We start from the raw sequence: 22,005 nt of genomic DNA, 5'->3' as shown, positions 1-22,005 counted from the left end.
CCAGTCCTTTCAGAATGTCTGGTTGTAGGCTCCGACTTCCGGATTGCGGCGCAGGACGGCATCGAGGGCCTCGAACATCTCCCGACGTCGCTCGGGTGAGACGGGGCTTTCCACCACCACGACGATTTCCGGCTTGTTCGACGAGGCCCTGACCAGGCCCCAGGTGCCGTCCTGGGCAACGACACGAACTCCATTCACGGTGACCAGATCAGCCAGCGGCTGGCCGGCGAACTCGATCCCGTTCCCCTTCATTTTTTTGAGTTCGCCGACAACCTTCTCGACCACGCTGTATTTCTCCTCGTCAGGGCAGTGGGGCGACATTGTCGGGGTGCCGAAGGTCAAGGGCAGATCGCGGTAAAGGTCAGCAAGGGTCCTGCCTGGATTGCGGTCGAGCAACTCGCAGACAGCAATCGCTGTGACAAGCCCGTCGTCGTAGCCGCGGCCTATCGGCGGATTGAAGAAGAAATGCCCCGACTTCTCGAAACCGGCCATGGCATGAAGTTCGGCGACGCGTCTCTTGATGTAGGAGTGTCCGGTCTTCCAGTAATCCGTCGTTGCCCCGTGTCGCGCGAGGACGGGATCGGTCATGAAAAGTCCCGTCGACTTCACGTCCGCAACGAAAACGGACTTCGGATGGAGCCTGGAGATGTCTCGCGCCAACATGACGCCGACCTTGTCCGCGAAAATCTCGGTGCCCTCGTTGTCGACGACACCGCAGCGGTCGCCGTCGCCGTCGAAGCCGAGTCCGACATCGGCGCCCGTCGCCAGAACCTTGTCCCGGGTCGCATGCAGCATCCGCAACTCCTCGGGATTGGGGTTGTATCGAGGAAACGTATGGTCGAGTTCCACGTCCAGCGGGATCACCTCGCAGCCGATGCGCTCCAGCACCTGCGGCGCGAATGCGCCGGCGGTGCCGTTGCCGCAGGCAACCACCACCTTCAGCTTTCTGCCGATCTTTTTTCCTGCGGTCACGTCGTCAATATACGTCTCGCGAAACCCCGTTACGCATTCATAGCTTCCCCCGCCCGCCAGATCGAACTCACCGGCCAGCACGAGCGCTTTCAGGGCTGTCATCTCTCCCGGGCCGAATGTCAGAGGCCTTTGCGCCCCCATCTTCACTCCGGTCCAACCGTTCTCGTTGTGCGAGGCCGTCACCATGGCCACCGACGGGGTGTCAAATGCGAACTGGGCGAAGTAAGCCATGGGAGAAAGCGCCAGGCCGATGTCCTTGACGCGCGCGCCGGCCGCCATCAGGCCGGAGATGAGCGCCATCTTGATGGCCATGGAATAGCTGCGGAAGTCGTGGCCGGTGACGATGTCTGGACCGACGCCCATTCGGCGGATCAGGGTGCCGAGCCCCATCCCGATCGCTTGCACGCCCATCAGGTTGAGTTCGGGCTCTTTCTCGGAGCCCGGATACCCGAACCACCAACGTGCGTCGTATTCCCGGAAGCCGGTGGCCTTGATGAGGGCACTGGTTTCGAAGGCGAATGTGTTTGGCTTGGCTTGGCCGACTATGTTCACGGTCCGCTCCGCGATTCCCAGGCACCGTAGCATGCCGCCGGAAACGGACCTCTTCATGAATTCGAGTAGCCCTAACACCCTGGTTCGCGCTCCTTCATCCAATAGGAGCATGTCCGCTGGTGGCCGAAAGGATGTCTCTTCCAAGCGTGGGGGTCTCGTATCTGAAGAGTGCGTCCTTCTCGGGCGCTGACGAAAGGGTGGGCTGCCAGATGCCTCTGACCGGATTGAGGTTCCCGTTCCGCGAGAATGTCGACGAAAGGCGGTTCTGCTGTCGTCTCACTCGCCTTCTCGGCGGACTGCGCCGCGTTCTCTTTGGAGGCGTTGGAAAATGGCCGGGGCCAGAACGTACGCCCGCCGATCGATGCCCTTGCGCGGAACCCGGCGCTCAATCGTGGACGGCAGCTCTCGCTACAACAGCAGAGGCCATTTGTCGACAGAACGACAGCGGAGCTGCCGCGCATTCTCCTTTCAATAGGAGAGCCCATACGCCAATTGGCGGCGTTTACCTTGCCTGGCGCAGGCGTAACCTTTTGACGGCAGCCTGGGATCGCGGGGGCCTCAGCTTCAATGAAAACCTCGGCCGAATGCCATCGACCGCCTGCATGGGAACGGCGTGTTCGCAGGATCTCCCGCACGCCTGCAGGAGAAAATTGAATGAACCGCATGTTCCCCGCTCAGTGGCCCGCGGCGACGGACCAGCAGCGTCCTGCGGGCCAGGAGTTCATTGGCCTCTCCGACATAGCCGAATTTGTGCGACGCTATGTTGGAACCATCGTCGGCTGCCTCGCCGCGGCTCTCCTGCTGGCCTGGTTCTACAATTCGACCACCGACCCTACTTTCACCGCCAAGGCGCAGATTCTGATCGAGCCGAAATTGCCGCAACACCTGCAGGAAGGCGGCGAAGTAAATCTGTCACTGGATACCGCCCAGGTGGAAAGCCAGATCGCGGTCATGCAGTCGGAAAAGATCGCGGCGATGGTCCTTCATCAGTTGAAACTTGTCGACGACCCCGAATTCAACCGTCCGCAGACTCCGAGTTTTCGGGAGAGATTCAGGAAGTTTGGAAACATGCTGCTAGACGAGTTCGGGCTCCGGAAAAGCGCCTGGATCACCTCGCTTTGGGAGCATTCCGGCCTGAGCGCACCTGAAACGCCCGCGCCGTTGACCGACTACCTGAAGTGGCGGCGCAGCATGTTGGTTATCCGCAACAGCCTCGACATCCGCAGGGTCGGCGTCTCCTACGCGATAGAGATATCCTTCACCGCTCTCGATCCCGAGGGCGCAGCGAGGATCGCGAACGCCACCGCCGACGCCTTCGTGCGCGAGCAGATCGAAACCAAGACCGACGCCGCGAAGGAAGGCGGCGCGTGGCTCGAGCAACGCCTTGGGCAACTGCGCACCCAGATGAACGAGGCGATGGCGAAAGCGCAGAAGTTTCGGTCACGGCACGACTACAGCGTCGGCCATGAAGCCAAAGCCGGGGGCGACACCGTGCCGACGCTGGAAGAGCTTGAGGTGACTGCTGAAACGTACCAGAAGATGTACGAAAGCTTCCTTCAGGCTTACACCAACTCGGTAAGCCAGCAGTCTTACCCGGTTGCCGACGCAAGGGTGATCACGGCTGCGACGGCGCCGCTCTATCCGAGCGCGCCCAGGCCGAAGCTGCTGCTGGCCCTCGCGGCGGTTACCGGGCTCATGCTCGGCATCGGACTTTCGTTTGCAAGGCATTCGTTTGACTGGACTATCAGGTCGCCACGGCACATCCGGGACAACCTGGGCCTCGAATGCATCGGAGAACTGCCGCCCGCCAGCTGGAGAATGGATTCCAGCCGCCTCGACGAAGTGATAAAATATCCCCATTCCGGATACAGCCGCGGCCTCAGGAAGGCACGAACGGAAATCAGCCTCGCGGAAACCAGTCACCCGATCAAGTTCCTCGGGCTGACCGCCGTGTCCAACGACAGTCCGAAGAGTTCAGTCGCCAGCAACCTTGCCTCGCTTTACGCGATATCCGGCCTGAAGACGTTGGTGATTGACGCCGATATCCGGGCGACCATGACCGCGCGGCTGCTCGGCCCATTGCGGGCCTACGACAAACCGTGCCAGGACCCGATCCGGCTCAACATCGTCCCCGCTCCGGGGCGGCCGTTCGACCTGCTCCCAAGTTCGGCAGTGCACGAAACGCATCTGCTGGTACCAGGCAAAATGAGGGCACTCCTCGCGGAGCTTACCGCCGGCGACCTTGCCGCCTACCGACTTGCTGCATACGACATGGTAATCGTCAACCTACCGACCCTCGCCTCGGGCGCCGACGAACTGACTGTGGGATCCGTCCTGGATGGCGTTGTCATCGTCGCCGAGTGGGGCAAGACAAATGTCGAAACGCTGCGAGAGCTTGTCAGGACACTGCAGGCCAGCAAGACCCCCGTACTTGGCGTACTCCTGACGACGTCCAAGCGCCGCAAGGCGTGAACCTCGTATCGGGATGTCCTCCTTCGGAAGTCGCAAAATCGCTTAGGGGGATCATTCCTTGGGATTAGGGGGATAGCCCCGGAGCGTCGCGATACCCCCTTTGCCTTTCTTGCCCGCAGGCCTCAGCCTTGGAAGAGTATCGAACCAATTTCGAACTGGCTATCGTCCCATGGCAACAGAGGCCTTCGAGAAGCAGCCGCATCAGGGAGCGACGATCTGGATTCATCCATTTCTCCCCGAGCCGGCCGATAGCCGAACGACAGTTCTGCACGTCGTTGCTTCGTCCGACCCCAATAACGCGGGGGCGGTTTTGACGGATCTGTCGACCTCCCTGAGCGCAGGAACGACGAACCCTCCCTTAGGGGGCATCTTGAAGCGGATCATCGATCTGGTCATAGCGATCGCAGCGCTTGTGATGGCCGCACCGATTATGATCGTCGTTGCCCTGCTGATTCGGATAACGGCAGGAGGTCCGGCACTGTTCTCGCACAGCCGAGTGGGCTTCGGCGGACAGCCGTTCAATTGCTACAAGTTCCGCACTATGGTCGCGAACTCAGAAGAAGTTCTCAAGGCATATCTCGAAGCCAATCCCCAGGTCACCGCAGAGTGGGAGGCAATCCACAAGATCAGGGACGATCCCCGCGTCACGTCCCTCGGGTGGATCCTGCGCAAGTCAAGCCTCGACGAACTCCCTCAACTCGTCAACATCATCCGCGGCGAGATGAGCTGCGTGGGTCCACGGCCTGTCGTGAAGGACGAACTCAAGCGCTACGGCGATCACGTGGGCGAATACCTTCGCGCGAGGCCGGGGCTTACCGGTCTCTGGCAGGTGAGCGGGAGAAGCAGCATGGACTACCCCAGCCGCGTGGCGCTGGATATTCAATATGTGCGGAACTGGTCGGTCTGGCTCGATCTCGTGATCTTGATCAGGACCGTCTTTGCAGTGATGCGCGTCGACAGAGCCTCCTAGAACGGGGGATTTCTGCGACGACGTGGTCGCATCGTTTTTGTTTCACTCTAAAGTGCGACTCGATGGAAAGAAGGCGCCATTCTGTCGCTGGGCGCACACTAATCTACGAAATGTCTTTCTACTTGCTATTCGGCCGATCTGGGTTCGACGCACTCGCGACAGGGTAGTGGCCGTTTCAGCTTGGCTCCATTACCAAGAATGGCCTATGTGATAAGCCGCTCGCGGCGTTCACCGCATCGTTGTCACAGTAGGGATACACTTGGGATTAGAGATCCCTCTCACGCCGTGTTTACGGAAGACCTGGGATCGAACAGCGGCGAAGTCTATGCGGATTGCAAATGAAGGCTTTCTTTAGCAATCCTCTTGATGTGAACTGCTCGAAGGCCGAGGTTGCTCACACTCGGGTGCGTTTCCAATGTACGGAAATCGACAGGCCAACGATGTAGGCGCAGGCCAGTGCGAACGCCAGGATGAGGAATCTGGCGATCGTCACGTAACCCGGTAGCCCAAGGCCATTCCAGGCAAAGCTGCCGATCATGAGCAGAGCTGTCGCCGCGATCAGGGCGGCAGCCTTGAACCGCAGTCCCATCAGAACGCCTGCCGCCGATACGGCGACTACACCCATGAGCACCGACATCTCCAGCGGCATCCGCAGGGCTGACTGGCGCACCGCGGCAGAAGATTCCGTCAGGGGCTCGATGAGCCCAGCGAGTGCTCACTGATATGCGGCCTCGAAGTGCTAGGCAAGTGGCAAAGGGCGTTGCGGGTCCGCACAAGCATCGAATTTGGCTTGCGGCGCGTCCTTCCAGACAGCCTGCAGCTGGAGCGGTTTCAACTTTCAGAAGCCGCCTCGCTGCAATACGCGCTTGATCAGTTGGTACCCTGATCCGGAAGCTTCTCGGCCTGAATGCCACTGTCCGAGGGCAGGGCAGCCAAACCGGGCTGCGGCGGGGGAATTTCAATCTTCACGGTATCGCCTGGCTCGATCGATGTCGTTTCCTCAGCTGTCAGTTCTTCCGAACCGCTGCCCGTCGCCCTGACGATCTTGAAGATCGGCTTGGCCCTTTCAGCGCGTTCCTTGAGGGCGAGCAGGGCTGGAGCCGTGACCGCGGTTTCGTGCAGCAACAGCGATGCGGTGTCGGCTTTGTTGGTAACTTCATTGAGCTGCGATTGCGTTTCCCGCAAAGCCTCGGCGATCTCGCTGGCGTGCTGGTTGTTGAGATTGAGGATCTCGATATCGGTCTTGCTCATCTCCTGCCTGACCCGCAACAGCGAGGTCTCGGCAGCCAGTCTGTCGCTCTGCATCTGGGCGACCGTCCCTTCCAGGTTGAGTTCCCTCGGTGCAACCGCCAGCCCCTTCTGGACAAGAGTCGAAACGCCCTCCAGTTCCTTCTGGATGAGTTGAATCTGCTTGTCGCGGAAGGTTAGCTGCTGCTGGAGCGACTCCAGTTCCTTTCCCAGGAAGTCCCTGAGTTCGCTTAGCGAACGCAGTTGCGTCGTCATCGCTTGCTTGCGGACTGCGAAGATCCTGCTCTCCTGCTCCATCGCCACCGCGACCGTTGAGTTCGAAGCCCTGTCCTTCAGTTCCGCAGGGAAGGCGATCTCATCGCTGCCGGCCTGCTCGGCTTCCAGCCGCGCTTTGCGCGCAAGCAGAGCGACGCTGCTCAGCGCCAACAGACCCACGTCGCCCTGGCCAGTGATGATCTCACGTTCGAGCCTCGGAATGTCATCCTCGCGTATCCGCAAGCCGCCGGCGATTCCCAGCGCCTGCAGGACTGTCAGTCCGGGTCTGTAGGGAAACTCGCCGGGCTGCGCCACGTAGCCGACGATGTAGAACGGTCTATACTGGGCGATCTCGACGGCGACATCCGGTGGGCGGCCGAGGCCCATCTGCTGCATCAGGCGGTCGCCGATTGCGCGGGCGAGGTCGCCCGGTGAGGTGCCCTGTGCGCGTATCTGGCCGACAAATGGCAGGAACAGCGTGCCGTCGGCGCCGACAACGAAATCGTCGTTGAGAGCGGTCCATTCGAAGATCACGTCGCGCGATGCGCGCCACTCGTAGACCTTGAGCCTGACCTTGTCCTGAGGTCCGAGGAGATACTCGGCAGCTACCGCCGGCAAGGCGAAGGCGGTCGCCGCCGCCAATGAAGCCGCCACCGTCACAAGCCATTTCTGCATTGCGTTCCCGCCTCAGATTTTCAAGATGTATTCGGGTTCGATTCGCCCCATGGCGACATGCAGGATCCCGAGCATGTTGCCCCTGAGCCTGCCCCTCCGGTCGACATACGGCTCCGGGCGCAGGCTCTTTGCCAGGTTGGCCGCAATGTTCCTGAACATCAGGGGCAGCGCGAAAGAGGCCGGAACGGAGCCTTTCTTGATCAGGTAGATAGCGTTCACGACCTGGGAGTAGCCGAACCGCTCTCCGCTCACCCGCCCGGTCTTGAGGCCGAGATGGACGCCGGTGATCGAGGTCACGCAGACCACACGACCCCTGGATCTCATTTGGCTGGTGAAGTCGATGTCTTCCTGCCAGCCATAAAGGACCAGACGCTCGTCGAAGCGCAGATCTCCCACAAGCGAGGAACGGAGCGACATGTTGCATCCGTACGCTCCGATATGGTCGACCACCGGCGGTCCATCATGTTTATTGCCCTCGGCTCCCCGCAAGGCGGCCTCGGCGGCTTCCCAGGTGAGGCCGGCATTCGTGGCTCCATCTCTGATCACCATGCCCATCACCACCGCCCATCCGTCATTTTCCGCGAAAGCTCTTTCGATCTGTTCCAGATATTCGGCGGATGGAACGAAATCGTCGTCGAAGAACGTGATGATGTCGAAGCGCCCAAGGGACCGTGCGAGAGCGGTGTTGCGCTGCGCAGCCAGTCCCTTCGGACCGAAAACGAGTGAGACGGGGAAGAGACACCTTTCCGGGACTTCGACATGCGTTGCGTCAGGCGCCGACAGGATGACCTCGTCGGGAAGTCTTGTCTGGCCGCTCAAGTAGCGGAGCAGGCGAGCGACCTGTTGGCTGCGGCCAAGCGTCGGGATGATCACGGTGAGTTTCACGGCCGGCCCATGTTTGGTTCAGGCCGATCCTAATCGGCAAGGGGGGGCCGAAACAGCCTGCATAAAAGGAGACGGAGGTAGCCTGGCTTACCTTCTGGGACTGGCTTTCGGAGTATCCCCGGTGAACGACCGCAGCCATAAGTATTAGGCGAACATGCGCCCGGAGCAGCCTGTAGCCGATCGGACAACTTGCCCGGGCCGCTGCAAGGAATGGAGACTGCTGGCCTGCCGATGCAAGGGGGAGCCATGCTCCACGAACGCGCTTCCGATCTGGCAACCGCGGCCAGGGTCGATATGCCCATCGAAGAGGTGCCGGCCGCACCGAGGCTCTGCGTCGACAGGTATGCCAGGATAGCCGTCGTCCATGACTGGTGCCCGAATTTCCGGGGCGGTGAACGGGTACTGGCGCAAATATGCAAGCAGTTCCCCAATGCTGAAGTTTTCACGCTTTTCGATTTTTTGCCGGCCGAGGTGAAGGAGCAATATTTCCAGGATGTGGAATTCCATACGTCCGCGGCCAACCGGATTCCGATGGTGCAGAAATTCTATCGGTCGCTTTTCTTCTTTTGTCCCTTCCTGATCGAACAGTTCGACGTGACGGGCTATGAGGCGGTGATCTCGTCTTCGGCCGCATTTTCGCGCGGCGTGATCACCAGGCCGGACCAGCCGCATCTTTGTTATGTGCATAGCCCGATCCGTTACGCCTGGGACGAGCAGTTTTCCTATCTTCAGCAAGGGCGGCTTGGCTTCGGCCCCAAAGGAATGCTCTATCGGTACATGCTCCATCGCCTGAGGACGTGGGATACGAGAACCGCGCATGGCCCGGATCTTATGCTGGCCAACTCGAATTATGTCCGTTCCCGGATCCAGCACATCTACGGACGCGAGGCGCGCGTCGTTTTCCCTCCGGTCTCGCTAAAAGAGCTCCCTTGTGTGGAGGACAAGGACGACTACTATGTTTCGGCGTCCTTCCTCGCCCCCTACAAGCGCACCGACCTCGTCGTCCGAGCCTTCAACGAAATGCCGTCGCGGCGGCTGGTCATCGTCGGCGAAGGCCAGCAATCGGCCAGCCTGCGGGCGCTTGCGGGCCCGAACGTCACCTTTGCGGGATACCTGCCCAGGCAGGACTATGTGGACAGCCTAGCGCGGGCAAAGGCGATGGTCTTCGCCGGCTGCGAGGACTTTGGCATAGCCTTGGCCGAGGCACAGGCCTGCGGAACGCCGCTGATCGCTTTCGGCCGCGGCGGGGCAGTCGACATCGTGCAGCGCCTCGGGTCGTCTCCCGAACCCACGGGCGTGCTGTTCAAGGCCCAGACGGTCGATCACCTCAAGGAGGCAGTCGAACGGTTCGAAGAGAACTGCCATGCCGTGACGCCCCGCGCCTGTGCCAGGAATGCAGGACGGTTTTCCGAAGAGAACTTCGATTGCGCCATCCTGGAATCGCTCGGGGCCGTCCAGGCGCTTCATGAGATCATGTGAGTTCGCGTACTCTGACGACCTTCGTTTGTGTATCGGCGTCGTCTGCGGCGGCCATCGCCTCGAGATAGCGCAAGGCCGTCGCTCGCCAACCATATGCCGAGGCTCTCGCCCGTCCCCTGCGTATCATCTGCGTCCGCTTGTCCTCGCAATCGCGCAGCTGCATGAAACGGTCGAACCATGCTTCCGGGTCGTCGGGCGGTGCAAACAGCGCTGCGTTTGCGCAGACCTCGGGCAGGCTGGCGCGGTCGGACACCACCACGGGGCAGCCGACCGCCATCGCCTCAAGGGCGGGAATGCCGAAAGCCCTCGGTCAGCGAGGGAAACGCCAAGCATAGCGAATCCGCAAGGAGAGCCGCCAGTTCGCCATCCGAGATGCGGCCGAGCCAGTGGATGTTTTGCGCTTTGGCCCTGGGTGATCCCGACCTGAAGACGCGCGAATCCGACATGCCGACGATCGCGATCCTGAGCCCGGCCGCGGCAAGGCGCTCGGCCATGTCCAGGATGAGCCTCATGTTCTTGTGGGGTGCGGCGCTGCCGATCATGACGATGGTTTCCGGCGAGGCGGCCAGCCGTGTTCCCGCGGAATGTTCAGGCGTCCATCGCAAGACATGCTCATGGCCGTTCGGGGCTACGAAGGCCCGGTGCGCAGGGACAATGCCGTTGTGGACCAGTTCACCCAGCGAATAGTCGGAAACGGTCGAAATGCTCCATGCGGTCCGACCGAGGCAGGGCAGCAAGGTACGGTAGAAGCTCCGGAAGGCAAGGGAGTAGCTCTGCGGAGCCTTCCAGACGTTCGCATCATGGATGCAGACGATATGCTTGCGGGAAAGCAGAGGTCCTGTGTTGCAGAGGCTGAGCAGTCCGCCGCCGCCGAGGGACGCGGGGAGTTGCGTCTGTTCCCAGATATGGCCGCTCGTTCGGCCGATCTCGAAGCGTTCGATGAAAGCGAGGGGGATCTCCTTCGACCCGGGCGGGCAGTGCAGTCGAAGGTCGAGACCGCGGGTGAGAGGCCCCTGTTCCGCGAGCAAAGCGTCGAGCGAACGGACGACCTCGCGCGCATAACGCTGGACGCCTGTTGTCGGCTGGGAAAGAAAACGCCCATTGATTGTCCAACGCCGCGCCATGTCGTCCCCCTGGAACCTTCAATGTGGGGCCGCAAAAACCTCAGGTCACCATGGCCATCGGGTCATCCGGTAACCCGGAAATCATCCTGATAGGCGAGGTGAGGTAGTCCGCCTACCTCAAACGTTCGAGGACCTTCGTGCCTTCCGCGGTGCTAGTCTGGTTGGGAGCCCGGGGAGGTGGAGATGGGTAAAATCGAGTTCGACACAACGCAATCGCCACCAGCACGATCGGCGGGGCTATTGAATGGACACCGCCCCAGGACACCGCTTGCGAGCTCGCTGGCCGGGGACGTCGGATCGTTGATCGGGCATACTGGTTGGACGTGGTCGGACCGGGAATCGCCGAGACGGCGCTGGACGATAAACGGGGATTTCACGACGCTTCGGCCGACCGGCGTAGCCCGCTACGCCAGCGAAGTGACCATCGCCCTCGACGCTCTCATTTCAGAAGGACATCCGCTTGGCCGCGACCTGGAGATCGATCTCTTGGTTCCGCGTCCGCTTCCCGAAACCTTCCGCCTCGACGCCATCCCCGTCCGGATCGTGCCCGAATTCAGCAGGCCGCGTCTCCCGCAATTCTGGGTGCAGGCGCAGTTGCCCTGGCATGTACCGGGAGGATTGCTGAGCTTCTGCAACCTTGCTCCCATCGCACTGAGGCGCCAGATCGCGTGCATCCACGATTTGCACACCAGGCTCATGCCATCGAGCTACGGGCGGGGTTTCCGATGGGCGCACCGCCTTATCCTGCCGGCGCTCGGCAGGCGGGCCGCCCGCATCACCACCGTCTCGCAGCTCTCGCGCAGCCATCTGGTGGAGTTCGGCATCGCGCCGGACGAAAACATCGTCGTCACCTACAATGGCAGCGACCATGCGAAGAGATGGGATGCAACGAGATCGTCCCTGACGGTCGACCGCGGTAGACCGTATGTCCTCTGCCTCGGAAGACGGGACCAGGAGTACAAAAACATGGCACTTCTCGCCAGGCTGGCCCCGCTCCTCGACGAGATGGGTCTCGATCTCTGGATGCCAGGCGATGTCGACGAGAAGACGATCCTGCGATACCTCCCGGAAATGCCCGCGAACATAGTCTTCCTCGGATGGATAGGGGACGACGACTTCAAGAAGGCTCTCGAAGGCGCCCTATGCTTTCTGTTTCCGTCACGCATCGAGGGATTTGGGCTGCCAGCCGTCGAGGCGATGGCCTCGGGCTGCCCGGTCGTGGCCTCGACCTCGCCCTGTCTGCCCGAGATCTGTGGGGATTCGGCTCTCTATGCTGATCCCGACGACGTCCAATCGTGGGCCGAGACCGTCCGCCTGCTGATGATCACCCGGGATTTGCGGGAGCGGCTGGTCGCCAAGGGATATGCCAGGGCCAGCAGTTATTCCTGGCGATGGATCGCATGGAAATACCTCGAGCTCATGACTCACGTCGACGCCGACTTCGGGGAATTCGGCGGTTAACCGGGCTGGCAGGGACCGACGTTGCCGGGATATTCGAAGCGGCGAGACCGGGCGGTCCGTTATGCATACGCGGGAGTGGAATTATAGCTGGAGCGGCATGGCACTCTGTCAGATCGCAGCATGGAGAGGGCAAGATGAACGAACGGATCGATCCGCGCGGATTACGCGCCCCGGGCGGACTGGCGTCCGCCGGCACGCTGCTCTTCGACAACTCGCTGTCGATCCTGAACAGGACCGGGGCCTATCACATCGCCAAGGACCTGACCCGGGAATTCGTCCCGGTCGGGGCGGGGATCCGGTATTGGCGGCTGGGTTCCTTCGCCCCCGAGGGTCTGGTCCGCAAGATTGTCGCCCGGCTGATGATGCTGGAAATCAACTGGCTCCGGGACAGAGAAATGTTCCTGATCCGTGACAAGGTCGGCGAACGTGGCATCCGGCTGTTCCTAGATCCGCTCTACGTCCTGAGGTCACGCCTGACGGACAACGACATTGTCCTTTGCCACGATGTCGGCCCGCTGACGCATGGCGACCTCTATGACGAACGGACCTGCGCCAATTACCGGCTTGCATACGAGAAAATCCGGCGCGTCGGGCCCGGCGTCGTTTTCGTCAGCGATTTTTCCGCCAACAACTTCGAGATCCTTTTCGGGTCCGGTTTCCGATTCCTGAAGACAATCCCGCTCTATTTGCGCGCTGAACTGTTCGACGGCCCGGCAGAGGCGGCCCCCGGGGTGGACGGTCCGTTCTTTCTCACGGTCGGCGCGTTCGAAACCCGCAAGAACCAGGTCGCCGCCCTGAAGGCATATCGAGGTGGCGGATTTCATGGCCAGGGTGTCGGATATGTGCTGTGCGGATCGCGCGGCGACGGCTACGCGGAGATTGCGGAACTTGCGGGGACCGTTCCGGGCGTGAAGCTCATGGGATACGTTCCCGACGCACAGTTGCGCTGGCTCTACGGCAATGCCGAGGCATTCGTATTGCCAAGCCTTCTCGAAGGTTTCGGCATGCCGGCACTGGAGGCCGCCTATATGGGACTGCTGCCGATAGTGTCCACCGGCAGCGCACTGGTGGAGGCCGTCGGGGGCGTGTGCTCACAGGTGCAGCCGGATAATCCCGCCGCGATCGCGCAAGCGATGGGGACAGCGCTTTCGCGAAGCGCCGCGGAGAAGGCGCAAACAAGCCGCTTGCTGCGCGATACCGCGTCAGCTGCAACCAAAGTTCGGTTCCTGCAGCAATGGAGGGAACTGCTGGCCGCGGCCGCAATTCCAGGAAAGATGTGAACGGTTTTTCCGTCGGAATTGCGGCTAAGCGACCGGATGAAGCGCTTCGCCATTCCCAATGAAACCCAAATTGCGTCACCGATCCGGGAAGCGTTCGCAACAGCACCGGCAATCATGCCGGAGCAACTGCATTGCGGAAGAGTCGACCGGCATTCACGATTTCGTCGAACAAGGGATGGCTGGTCACGAACACTCCGGCCAGCCAGCCGGCCGCTGCAAGACACCCAGCGAATATCGCCTGTCCAAGCGATAGGTCGAAGCTGAAGCCGCCGGCAACGACCATGCCCAGTGGGCCGAGTGCGGTCAACGCGGCAACGACGCCGCTCTTTCGGACGGCGACAGCGATTTCGTCCCACCGCAGCGAAAGCCTGCGACGCACGAAGCTCAAGGATACAAATGCCTGGAACGGCACAATGAACATCAGGCTCAATGCCGCGCCCATGAGGCCGGCAACCAAGACCGCACTCGTCATGACGACTGCTGAGACAGGAATGACGATCAGCGACCTTACGAACATGTCCCTGATCGAACCCATCGCCATCATCACCGGGTGGTTCAGCTCGAAGCTGAAGGTGAAAAGAGACGCCAGCGCGATGACTTGCACCAGCGGTGCGACTGCCCGCCATTGGTGGCCGAGCACGATGTCCACGACAGGATAGGACAGCGCGACGAGGGCCAGCAGCGCGGGCCAGTGAAGTCCGGTGATGATTTCGATGGCATGCAGATAGGATCGTTTGAGATCCGCGCCCTGCCTGGCCGAGGCGGAAAAGGCGGGAAGCACGACCGTCATGGCTCCGCCGAGGATCAGTTTGTCGGGTATCTGGCACACCGTCAGTCCGCGGCTGAGGAGCGCCGCCGCATGTGGCGACAGGACACGGCCCAACAACAGGAGGGGCAAGGCCTCATATGCCCTGTAGAGAAACACGATCGCGCCATTGTAGCCGCCGAAAGCAACTATCCCGCGCCATTGCTTGAATGTCGGCCTGAACATCCAGAAATCCGGGCGCAGCGTGAGGCCCAGCACGCCGGTGACCGTGCTGCTCGCCAGCCAGGCCCAGGCAAAGCTCATGTAGCTGAACCCCGTCAGCGCCAGCGCGATGGTCGCCACGCCCCCCGTCGCCGCCCCGGCAACGTTGATCATGGCGACCTTTCCGAATGCCATTTCACGGCGCATCAGGGTAACGACTTGGATGGAGATCAGCTCGACGAACAGGCATACGGATACCAGCCGGAGATAGGGGGCCAGCTTTTGTTCGTGGAAGGAGGACGCGAGTGCCGGAGCGGCCGTAACCAGAAAGGCTGCAATTGCGGCTGTGAGGGCGAGCATCAAGCTGAAAGTCCCGCGGATGTCCTCCCTGCTCAGGACCGGGCGCTGGATCATGAAACTCGAGCTGGCGAATTCCCGCGCCGACAGTGCGATGCCGAGGATTGCCAGAGCTGATCACCGAAATGCCGATTTCCTCGGGGGTCAGGATGCGGGAAACGGCCGCGATGGTGAGAAAGTTCAGGCCGATCACGATGTAACGATCGCCCGTGCTCAGCAGAAGTGCGCGTTTGACGCTCATGATGGTCCCGGGTGCCGGCTGCTAGTGAGCAAGCGCCGACGTTGACGTCTGGGTCCGCCCACCGTTCCCGAGGCAGAAAAACATAGGCCGGCGGTTCGAAGTAGAAGCGAAAAGGAAGTAGGGCGGTCCCACATTCGGTTGAGACCGAAGGGGCGCCTCAACCCGCTTCTCCGATGGCAAACACTGCATCCGGAGAAAGTCTCGAAAGCGGTCGCCCTTTACTCAGTAGCGTCGCCGCGCATAGCGGCCGAAAGGCTACGAACCGCATTCGAAAGACGTAGCCGGATGAGGTGCGGGCTCCCAATATAGACAGATTGTTGCGATCGGCGACGAGGGTAGTGTTGCAGCCTCGTGAAAACCGAGTGACTGAAATGTTGAGATGTGCGTTGATCGGAGCGGCCTGTCTGCTTGCCATGGCTTCGTCGGCCTCCGGCGACATCCTTTGGGGGGCCAATGGCCACCCGATTACGGCGTATCCGGGCATTTCGATCGAGCGCCAGTTCGACTACCTCGAAGACTTGGGGATGAAGTCCTACCGCGTGAACATTTCCGACCTTCCTTCGGCGGACAGGCTGGCGGAACTCGTGGCGGAGGGCAAGAAGCACGCCATCGAGGTGCTGCCCGTGATCACCCCCGGCAATATCGATCTTGATAAAGACAACACCGACGAGCTCTACGGCAAGGCACGCGCTCTGGCAGTCGCATTCGGATCCCGGTTCAAGGATGACATCCGCACCTGGGAACTTGGCAACGAGATGGAGAACTATGCCATCATCAAACCATGCGAGAAGCGCGACGATGGCACCACTTACCCTTGCGAATGGGGTCTGGCGGGCGGCACCGGAGTGCTGGACTACTTCGGCCCGCGCTGGGCCAAGGTCAGCGCCGTCTTGAAAGGATTGTCCGACGGCATAAGCGAAGTCGACCCGGGCGTCCGCAAGGCCGTCGGCACCGCGGGGTGGGGTCACACCGGGGCATTCGAACGAATGAAACGGGACGGCATCAAATGGGACATTTCGATCTGGCATATGTATGGCCAGGATCCGGAGCCTGCCTTCAAGGTGCTCGCCAGCTATGGGAAGCCGATCTGGGTCACCGAATTCAACAATCCCTATGGAAGCCGGCAGAGTGAAAGACAGCAGGCCGAAGGGTTACTGCGGGCCATGCTGCGCCTCCGCCAGCTGCAGGCCAAATACAATGTGGAAGCCGCCCATATCTATGAGCTTCTGGATGAAACCTATTGGGCGCCCGACTTCGAAGCATCGATGGGATTGGTCCGGCTTGTCGGCTCCGCGGACCGCGGCTGGAGCCCGGCAGGACCCAAGGCCGCATACATTGCGGTGAGGGACTTAATTCGCGGACCACAGCCGCTGCCGAGGCCGCAGCGCCGTTGCGATTTTGCAGACAGCGACAAGATCGAGACCGTTACGATGCGCCAGGCAAGTTTCGCCCATTGCTTAATACTGGGGCGCAAAGCAACCGATGAAGATCTCGAACGGTGGTCCGCAGCCCTGGCCGACGGCTCGGCCGACGTTCCCAAAATGATGATTGAACTGATGCACTCCAGGGAATTCTTGAGGAAGTATTCCACCATCGGCCTGAGCGACCGTACCTATGTCGGCTTCCTCTACCAGCTGCTCATGGACAGGGGCGGGGACGGGTATGGGCTGGACGTCTATTCCAAACAACTGAGGGACGGCTCGATGTCGAGGGATTCCATCGCTCGCGGCATGATCACCTCCAGCGAATTCACCGACAAGTATTCCGTCCACCTCGCCGCGAACGCGAAAACGGCGCCTGCCGCCAAAATGGCAAACTAGCCTGCGGCCGAATAGAGGTCTGGACCGTCATGGATCTGCGCATCTGTGGTCTCGCATTTTGCCTGCTGGCTGCGACGACCTTGGTCGGCCATGCCTGCGAAGCGCCCATGGCCGCCCATATCCAGCAGCCGTTCCCTCTGCGCGTGGAGCCCGGCAAACGATATCTGGAAGATGCTGTCGGCTGTGCCTTTCTGATCAATGGCGACGCCGCGTGGTCGCTGATCGCCGATTTGACGCGCGAGGACGCGGATATCTATCTTCGTGACAGGCGGGCACGCGGGTTCAACACGGTGCTGATCAACCTTGTCGAGCATCGTTTTGCCCGCAACGCTCCCGCCAATGCCTACGGGGACCGCCCTTTCCTTCGCAATGGCGACTTCAGCGCTCCCAACGAAGCCTATTTCAGGCAAGCCGACTGGGTCTTGCGCCGCGCACGCGATCTCGGTTTCGTGGTGCTGCTCGTCCCCTCCTATCTCGGCTATGGCGGCGGGGACCAGGGCTGGTACCAGGAGATGGCGGCCAGCGGCGAGAGGAGCCTGCGAGCCTACGGCCAATTCGTCGGACAGCGCTATGGCGGCCTCGGAAACATCATCTGGGTCGAGGGCGGCGACTATAACCCGCCGGACAGGAGCCTTGTCAGGGCGGTCGCAGAGGGAATTCGGGAAACCGACCCGGATGCTCTGCAAACCGCCCACAGCGCGCCCCGAAACGGCGGCTCTGGACTACTGGCGGGAAGAACCGTGGCTTTCCGTGAACAATGTCTACACCTACGAACCCGTTCATGCGGCGGCACTTGTCCAGCACGCCTCGGGCGACATGCCTTATTTCCTGATCGAGAGCGCCTACGAAAACGAGTTCGGCGCGGACGCCCATCGCGTGCGGGTGCAGGCCTACCAGGCGCTTCTTTCCGGGGCTTCCGGGCACATCTTCGGCAACAACCCTATTTGGCACTTCGGCGGCCCGGGCCTCTGGCCAGCCGAAATGACCTGGCAGCAGGCGCTCGACAGCCCAGGGGCAAGGAGCATGCAGGTTCTCCATCGATATTTTTCGTCGATCAGATGGTGGGAGCTCGAACCTGATAGGGGAAACGACTTTCTCATCGCAGGACAGGGCAGCTATCACGCCCGAACAATGTCCGCGCGGACCATGGATGGATCGTTCGCACTCATTTACCTTCCCAACGGGAGAGGCATCACCCTCGACCTTGCGAAGCTCGCCGGGCCGCAGGTCTCGGCTCGCTGGGTCGATCCGTCCTCGGGAGCGGGCGAGGCGGCTCCCGGATCACCGTTTGCCACGAATGTCCAGTATTTCGCGCCGCCGAAAGGGGATCACGCCGATTGGATACTGGAACTCCGTTCGCAACCGGTACAAAGCCAATGACCGCCAGGAACGACGCTGCTGACAGCTTTGACAGCCTGGCGAGCGCCGGCGCAATCGCAGCAGCACCCCATCAGCCAAGCGGCCGCCGCACCGGGGTGCGCCGAACGCCTCGAAGAATAACGTTGTTCGGGCTCTTCGGCTCCGGCAATTTCGGCAATGAAGGTTCGCTCGAAGCCATGGTCGGGTTTCTGAGGAGAGAGAGACCCGAGGCGGAACTGTCATGTGTCTGCGGCGAACCCGACGTGGTCAAACAGACATTCGCGATCGAGACTTCGCCGATTCGCCGGAATGGCCCGGCGACGGGCCTGTCCGGAAGTATTAACCGCCTCCTCCTGAAAATCCCCGGAAAACTTGCCGATTTCACGCAGACCGTCCGCCGCATCCGCAAGTCTGACGTGATGATCTTCCCGGGCACCGGAATCCTGGACGATTTCGGGGAAAGGCCGGCAGGCATGCCGTACGACATCTTCAAATGGTGCCTCGCCGCTCGCCTCGTCGGGACGCGCATTGCCTTTGTCAGCATCGGGGCCGGCCCGATCAGGAACAGACTAAGCCGCTTTTTTATGACGTCGGCGGCCCGCCTGGCTCAGTACCGGTCCTACCGCGATCTGCAATCCAGGGAATTTATGGAAAGTGTCGGCTTCGACACCCGTGGAGACGCGGTCTATCCAGACCTCGCCTTCAGCCTGCCCGCGCCAATTCCGTCTCCCCAGATACGGCCGGAGCCGCTGAGGGTGGGTGTCGGCGTCATGGCATACCGCGGCTGGTACGGCTTTGCCGAGGGCGGCCAGTCGATCCTTTCCGGGTACATCGGCAAACTGACGCATTTCGTCGTCCACCTCCTCGACAGCGGCCATGACGTCCGGCTTCTAATAGGTGACGAAGAAGACAGCGTCGCCGTCGACGCGCTCCGGGCGGCCGTGAACGACCTTCGGCCCGGCTCAAGACTGGAGCACGAACAGGTCCATTCGCTGGGAGACGTCATGGGGCAGATGGCGCTTACCGACATCGTCGTCGCCACGCGCTTCCACAACATCGTCTGCGCATTGATGATGCGCAGGCCGACCATCTCGCTGAGTTACGCGAAGAAGAACGATGTGCTGATGGAAGAAATGGGCCTGGGCGAGTACTGCCACCATGTCGAGACTTTCACTGTCGAAACGCTGATCGCGCAGTTTTCGCAGCTGAGGGCGGCCAGGGATAAACACGAACAGACAATCGACGGGCGGCTGGTCGAGTTCAGGAAGCAGGTCGATAGGCAAGGCGCCTGCCTTCTTTCCAGCGTGATCGGTTGAAGCGCATGGTGTCGCCCCCACGGCGTCTCCAGGCAATGCGTAACCGGTATTCATCCGAAAGTTGCGGACCAGGAGTAGGGCTACATCCATCGTCTGAAGGTCAAGGATGACGTCGAAATGCTAGCCTGTTGCGGTCTCACTCGTGCGAACAGCATCATCGATGGAACAATGCTGAAGAAGCCCAAGAGAGTGTCGGCGAGCTTGGCGATCCGCATCCATCGGAGTTCTGATTGATGGCCAGCGTCGACATTGTCATCCCTTGCTACAATTACGCGCACTTCCTGCCGCAATGCGTTCAAAGCGTTCTTGTCGAGGGGGTCGAGGATGCCAGGATCGTCATCATCGACAACGCCTCCACCGACAACAGCGTCGAGGTGGCGCACCGGCTGGCGGCGACGGATGACAGGATCGAGGTCATTTGCCATCAGGTGAATGTCGGTTCCCACGCCTCGTTCAATGAAGGCGTGGATTTGGCCCGTGCCGATTACTTCATGATCCTCTGTGCCGATGATTTGCTTATGCCGGGAGCCCTTCGCCTTGGGATGACGCTCCTCGACCGTTTCCAGGAGGTATCGTTCGTGCTGGGCAAGCACATCGCGCCATGGGTAGGGAACGACTTTCCTGCCCTGCCTGCGCACGCCGACGGCTGGACCCTGACGGATGGGGATCGCTTGATCGAGACGTGCTGCCGGAAGATGAAATTCAACCTGACTGCCCATGCAATGCTAGTGCGGACATCCATACAAAAAACGGTCGGCCATTATCGGCCGTCCGTGCCGCTTCTCGACGACCTGGAGATGGCGCTGCGCCTGGCCCGCCACGGATCGGTTGCGGAGCTGTCCGTGCCGCTGGCGATAACACGCGAGCACACGACCAACATCTCTCAGGTCATGTGGCACGACGCGCTCCGCAGATTGCAGGAATATGAAACTGTCTTGAGGAGCTTCTTTGCTCACGAGGGCGGCGCCATGCCCAACGCCTCAATGCTTCATCGCACGGTTCGGCGCCATTTGGCGGGGGCTGCCTATTGGTCGGCAGTATCGCATCTGATGCGGGGCAAGCGCACGGCCGGTGCCGAACTTTTAAAGTTCGGCCGGAGGCTGGATCCCGGCTCCATGCTTTTACCGCCCATCGGTCATCTGTTCAGAACGGACGGCTCCCTCAAACGGGCAAGACAGGTCATTTTAGAGGTTCTCGGGAGCACGCGCCCTTAGCCGTATTTTCAGCGTTTTGCAAAGCATCGATCGGATACCAGATGTCGGCTCTAACCATAACTTCGCCGATTGCCGAACAAAACCGGAGCCCGAAAACCACCGGGAAGGCAGCAGTAGTTCTGATCACCGACCAGAACTATTTTCTTCCGACTTTTGCAACGGCATTATCCGCCGACACCCATACCGGAAGCGGCACACCTATCTGTCTGTTCGTCGTCAATGCGGAACAGGCATGGTTGCAGCAATTCGCCGCGGCTGTTTGCGGGACGAAGATTTCAATCAGCGCGGCTAACATCCCGCAACTGGCAGAACTCTCCCGATTTCATCGCGACGTCGTTCCCCCAATCGCGCTGGCGCGGTTATGGATCGGTTCACTGTTGGAAGAGGATATCGGACGTTTTCTGTATATCGACGGCGACACCATGGTGGACGACGAGCTTGACAGCCTATTGGCAATTTCGCCGCCCGAATACGGTCTAATGGCGGTGCCCGATTTCATGAGAATATACATTGACGAGCTAAGTTGGTCTAAGCGAAGAGACATAGACCATCTTAGAGGTTTGGGATGTAAACCGACTGCATATTTCAATTCCGGCGTAATATACGCCTCGAAAAACGCATGGAATTCAATCGCATCGTCGGCTATCGGGTTTCTGCGTGAGCATCCGGAACGCTGCGTCGCGTCCGATCAAAGCGCCCTTAATCACGCCGCCCGGGGAAACGTCGACTTTCTGCCTCTTCGCTACAACTATCAGAGCGAATATATGATGGCGTTGGACCCCCGCGAACTAGGTATCAAACCGACGATCTGGCACTTCGTCGGCGCGCCCAAACCCTGGGACGTCTCCGACTGGCCCTGGGGTGAGTATTTCAACAAATTCTATCGCCAGGCAGAGTTGCGGCTGCGAAACTGCGATGTCACGCTTCCGGTCCCCCCAAAGGCGCAGATAGCCGCGGGTCTCTCCCACAGGGAGCGCAGCAGATTTCGCATGAAGTGGTTGTACCCTTGGCGGAGATACACACGCAGGCGGAAGATACTGTCCTTGCTTTCGCAGTGATTGAGGCGGGAGGCCGAATGGACCGCGCCTCGACAGGACGTTCGCGCAGCGATGGGTCAAGGTGGATGCCGCCGACGCATTGAGGCGGCTCCCTTGCTGATCGCAAGAGCCGATGAATAGGCTGACGGAGGTAGGGCAATACGGCAAACGGATAGTGTGCTCAACCTTGTCGCCGTCTTCTACTCCCATTGCTTCGCTTGCCGGTCAGGCATCGTTTCCCGAAAGTCAGGCATCGCCAACCGCGTCCGGATCAGGACATTGCTGCGGATAGCCAGCCTGGAAATTGACATGCGCGTGGAT

At 60.8% G+C, this 22,005-nt stretch carries 17 protein-coding genes and 1 pseudogene; 11 read left to right on the top strand and 7 right to left on the bottom strand.

Annotation, left to right across the window (positions count from 1 at the left end):
- Nucleotides 1-9 precede the first annotated feature (9 nt).
- Nucleotides 10-1,557, bottom strand: a complete 1,548-nt coding sequence (locus ACVMIM_RS32465) for a phosphomannomutase/phosphoglucomutase (protein ID WP_476117453.1) — start codon at nt 1,555-1,557, stop codon at nt 10-12.
- Nucleotides 1,558-2,178: 621 nt separating this feature from the next.
- On the opposite strand from ACVMIM_RS32465, the gene ACVMIM_RS32460 reads away from it, so the two are divergent.
- Both ACVMIM_RS32460 and ACVMIM_RS32455 read left to right on the top strand, forming a co-directional pair.
- The gene (locus ACVMIM_RS32460; RefSeq protein WP_476117041.1) at nt 2,179-3,996 is read left to right on the top strand and encodes a GumC family protein; all 1,818 of its coding nucleotides are present in this window, start codon (nt 2,179-2,181) and stop codon (nt 3,994-3,996) included.
- A gap of 310 nt (nt 3,997-4,306) precedes the next feature.
- A complete protein-coding gene (locus ACVMIM_RS32455) occupies nt 4,307-4,966 on the top strand; it encodes a sugar transferase (RefSeq protein WP_476117451.1) in 660 nt (219 codons plus the stop codon).
- Nucleotides 4,967-5,360: 394 nt separating this feature from the next.
- Here the strand turns inward: ACVMIM_RS32455 and ACVMIM_RS32450 are convergent, their stop codons facing one another.
- The 3 genes from ACVMIM_RS32450 to ACVMIM_RS32440 all read right to left on the bottom strand — a co-directional run bounded on the left by ACVMIM_RS32450 (nt 5,361) and on the right by ACVMIM_RS32440 (nt 8,029).
- Nucleotides 5,361-5,603 carry a hypothetical protein gene (locus tag ACVMIM_RS32450; protein ID WP_476117039.1) on the bottom strand — a complete coding sequence of 81 codons (243 nt, stop codon included), beginning with the start codon at nt 5,601-5,603 and terminating at the stop codon, nt 5,361-5,363.
- A gap of 233 nt (nt 5,604-5,836) precedes the next feature.
- Entirely contained in the window at nt 5,837-7,111 is a 1,275-nt protein-coding gene (locus ACVMIM_RS32445; RefSeq protein ID WP_476117038.1) for a polysaccharide biosynthesis/export family protein, read from the bottom strand.
- Between the two features lie 45 nt (nt 7,112-7,156).
- A complete protein-coding gene (locus ACVMIM_RS32440) occupies nt 7,157-8,029 on the bottom strand; it encodes a glycosyltransferase family 2 protein (RefSeq protein WP_476117036.1) in 873 nt (290 codons plus the stop codon).
- A 246-nt stretch (nt 8,030-8,275) separates the two neighbouring features.
- Here ACVMIM_RS32440 and ACVMIM_RS32435 point away from each other — a divergent pair, with 246 nt between their 5' ends.
- Nucleotides 8,276-9,508: a glycosyltransferase gene (locus ACVMIM_RS32435; protein WP_278052283.1), complete on the top strand. Its 1,233-nt coding sequence runs from the start codon at nt 8,276-8,278 to the stop codon at nt 9,506-9,508.
- Here the strand turns inward: ACVMIM_RS32435 and ACVMIM_RS32430 are convergent.
- On the bottom strand, nt 9,501-9,785 hold the full coding sequence (locus tag ACVMIM_RS32430; protein ID WP_476117034.1) for a glycosyltransferase: 285 nt from the start codon (nt 9,783-9,785) through the stop codon (nt 9,501-9,503). The two genes, ACVMIM_RS32435 and ACVMIM_RS32430, sit on opposite strands and share 8 nt — an antisense overlap.
- Nucleotides 9,786-9,789: 4 nt before the next feature.
- Nucleotides 9,790-10,632, bottom strand: a complete 843-nt coding sequence (locus ACVMIM_RS32425) for a glycosyltransferase family 4 protein (protein WP_476117032.1) — start codon at nt 10,630-10,632, stop codon at nt 9,790-9,792.
- 183 nt (nt 10,633-10,815) lie between these two features.
- On the opposite strand from ACVMIM_RS32425, the gene ACVMIM_RS32420 reads away from it, so the two are divergent.
- Both ACVMIM_RS32420 and ACVMIM_RS32415 read left to right on the top strand, forming a co-directional pair.
- The gene (locus ACVMIM_RS32420; protein ID WP_476117030.1) at nt 10,816-12,093 is read left to right on the top strand and encodes a glycosyltransferase family 4 protein; all 1,278 of its coding nucleotides are present in this window, start codon (nt 10,816-10,818) and stop codon (nt 12,091-12,093) included.
- 134 nt (nt 12,094-12,227) lie between these two features.
- Nucleotides 12,228-13,373, top strand: coding sequence for a glycosyltransferase (locus ACVMIM_RS32415; protein WP_476117028.1), 1,146 nt, complete (start codon nt 12,228-12,230; stop codon nt 13,371-13,373).
- 112 nt (nt 13,374-13,485) lie between these two features.
- On the opposite strand, the gene ACVMIM_RS32410 is transcribed toward ACVMIM_RS32415, so the two are convergent.
- Nucleotides 13,486-14,754, bottom strand: a complete 1,269-nt coding sequence (locus tag ACVMIM_RS32410) for an oligosaccharide flippase family protein (RefSeq protein ID WP_476117026.1) — start codon at nt 14,752-14,754, stop codon at nt 13,486-13,488.
- A gap of 570 nt (nt 14,755-15,324) precedes the next feature.
- Here ACVMIM_RS32410 and ACVMIM_RS32405 point away from each other — a divergent pair.
- From ACVMIM_RS32405 to ACVMIM_RS32380, 6 genes and pseudogenes are all read left to right on the top strand, one after another.
- Nucleotides 15,325-16,758: a DUF4214 domain-containing protein gene (locus tag ACVMIM_RS32405; protein WP_476117025.1), complete on the top strand. Its 1,434-nt coding sequence runs from the start codon at nt 15,325-15,327 to the stop codon at nt 16,756-16,758.
- A gap of 29 nt (nt 16,759-16,787) precedes the next feature.
- Nucleotides 16,788-17,399, top strand: a pseudogene (locus ACVMIM_RS32400) (apiosidase-like domain-containing protein); the annotation flags it as partial.
- Nucleotides 17,400-17,508: 109 nt separating this feature from the next.
- Nucleotides 17,509-18,138, top strand: a complete 630-nt coding sequence (locus tag ACVMIM_RS32395; protein ID WP_476117023.1) for an apiosidase-like domain-containing protein — start codon at nt 17,509-17,511, stop codon at nt 18,136-18,138.
- Nucleotides 18,135-19,433, top strand: a complete 1,299-nt coding sequence (locus ACVMIM_RS32390; protein ID WP_476117021.1) for a polysaccharide pyruvyl transferase family protein — start codon at nt 18,135-18,137, stop codon at nt 19,431-19,433. Before ACVMIM_RS32395 ends, ACVMIM_RS32390 begins: the two co-directional genes overlap by 4 nt.
- A gap of 233 nt (nt 19,434-19,666) precedes the next feature.
- A complete protein-coding gene (locus tag ACVMIM_RS32385) occupies nt 19,667-20,647 on the top strand; it encodes a glycosyltransferase family 2 protein (protein WP_476117019.1) in 981 nt (326 codons plus the stop codon).
- A gap of 41 nt (nt 20,648-20,688) precedes the next feature.
- The gene (locus ACVMIM_RS32380; protein WP_278052252.1) at nt 20,689-21,705 is read left to right on the top strand and encodes a glycosyltransferase family 8 protein; all 1,017 of its coding nucleotides are present in this window, start codon (nt 20,689-20,691) and stop codon (nt 21,703-21,705) included.
- The last annotated feature ends 300 nt before the right edge of the window (nt 21,706-22,005 follow it).

The sequence above is a fragment of the Mesorhizobium sp. USDA 4413 genome (genome assembly GCF_056280365.1).
The sequence above is the reverse complement of the archived record's forward strand: the minus strand, read 5'-3'. Positions and strand labels throughout refer to the sequence as shown.

Bases quoted from the DNA above. Each gene is read 5' to 3' on its own strand.
- ACVMIM_RS32465 (WP_476117453.1), bottom strand. From the start codon at position 1,557: ATGCTACGGTGCCTGGGAATCGCGGAGCGGACCGTGAACATAGTCGGC.
- ACVMIM_RS32460 (WP_476117041.1), top strand. From the start codon at position 2,179: ATGAACCGCATGTTCCCCGCTCAGTGGCCCGCGGCGACGGACCAGCAG.
- ACVMIM_RS32450 (WP_476117039.1), bottom strand. From the start codon at position 5,603: ATGTCGGTGCTCATGGGTGTAGTCGCCGTATCGGCGGCAGGCGTTCTG.
- ACVMIM_RS32435 (WP_278052283.1), top strand. From the start codon at position 8,276: ATGCTCCACGAACGCGCTTCCGATCTGGCAACCGCGGCCAGGGTCGAT.
- ACVMIM_RS32430 (WP_476117034.1), bottom strand. From the start codon at position 9,785: ATGGCGGTCGGCTGCCCCGTGGTGGTGTCCGACCGCGCCAGCCTGCCC.
- ACVMIM_RS32425 (WP_476117032.1), bottom strand. From the start codon at position 10,632: ATGGCGCGGCGTTGGACAATCAATGGGCGTTTTCTTTCCCAGCCGACA.
- ACVMIM_RS32420 (WP_476117030.1), top strand. From the start codon at position 10,816: ATGGGTAAAATCGAGTTCGACACAACGCAATCGCCACCAGCACGATCG.
- ACVMIM_RS32415 (WP_476117028.1), top strand. From the start codon at position 12,228: ATGAACGAACGGATCGATCCGCGCGGATTACGCGCCCCGGGCGGACTG.
- ACVMIM_RS32410 (WP_476117026.1), bottom strand. From the start codon at position 14,754: ATGATCCAGCGCCCGGTCCTGAGCAGGGAGGACATCCGCGGGACTTTC.
- ACVMIM_RS32390 (WP_476117021.1), top strand. From the start codon at position 18,135: ATGACCGCCAGGAACGACGCTGCTGACAGCTTTGACAGCCTGGCGAGC.
- ACVMIM_RS32385 (WP_476117019.1), top strand. From the start codon at position 19,667: ATGGCCAGCGTCGACATTGTCATCCCTTGCTACAATTACGCGCACTTC.
- ACVMIM_RS32380 (WP_278052252.1), top strand. From the start codon at position 20,689: ATGTCGGCTCTAACCATAACTTCGCCGATTGCCGAACAAAACCGGAGC.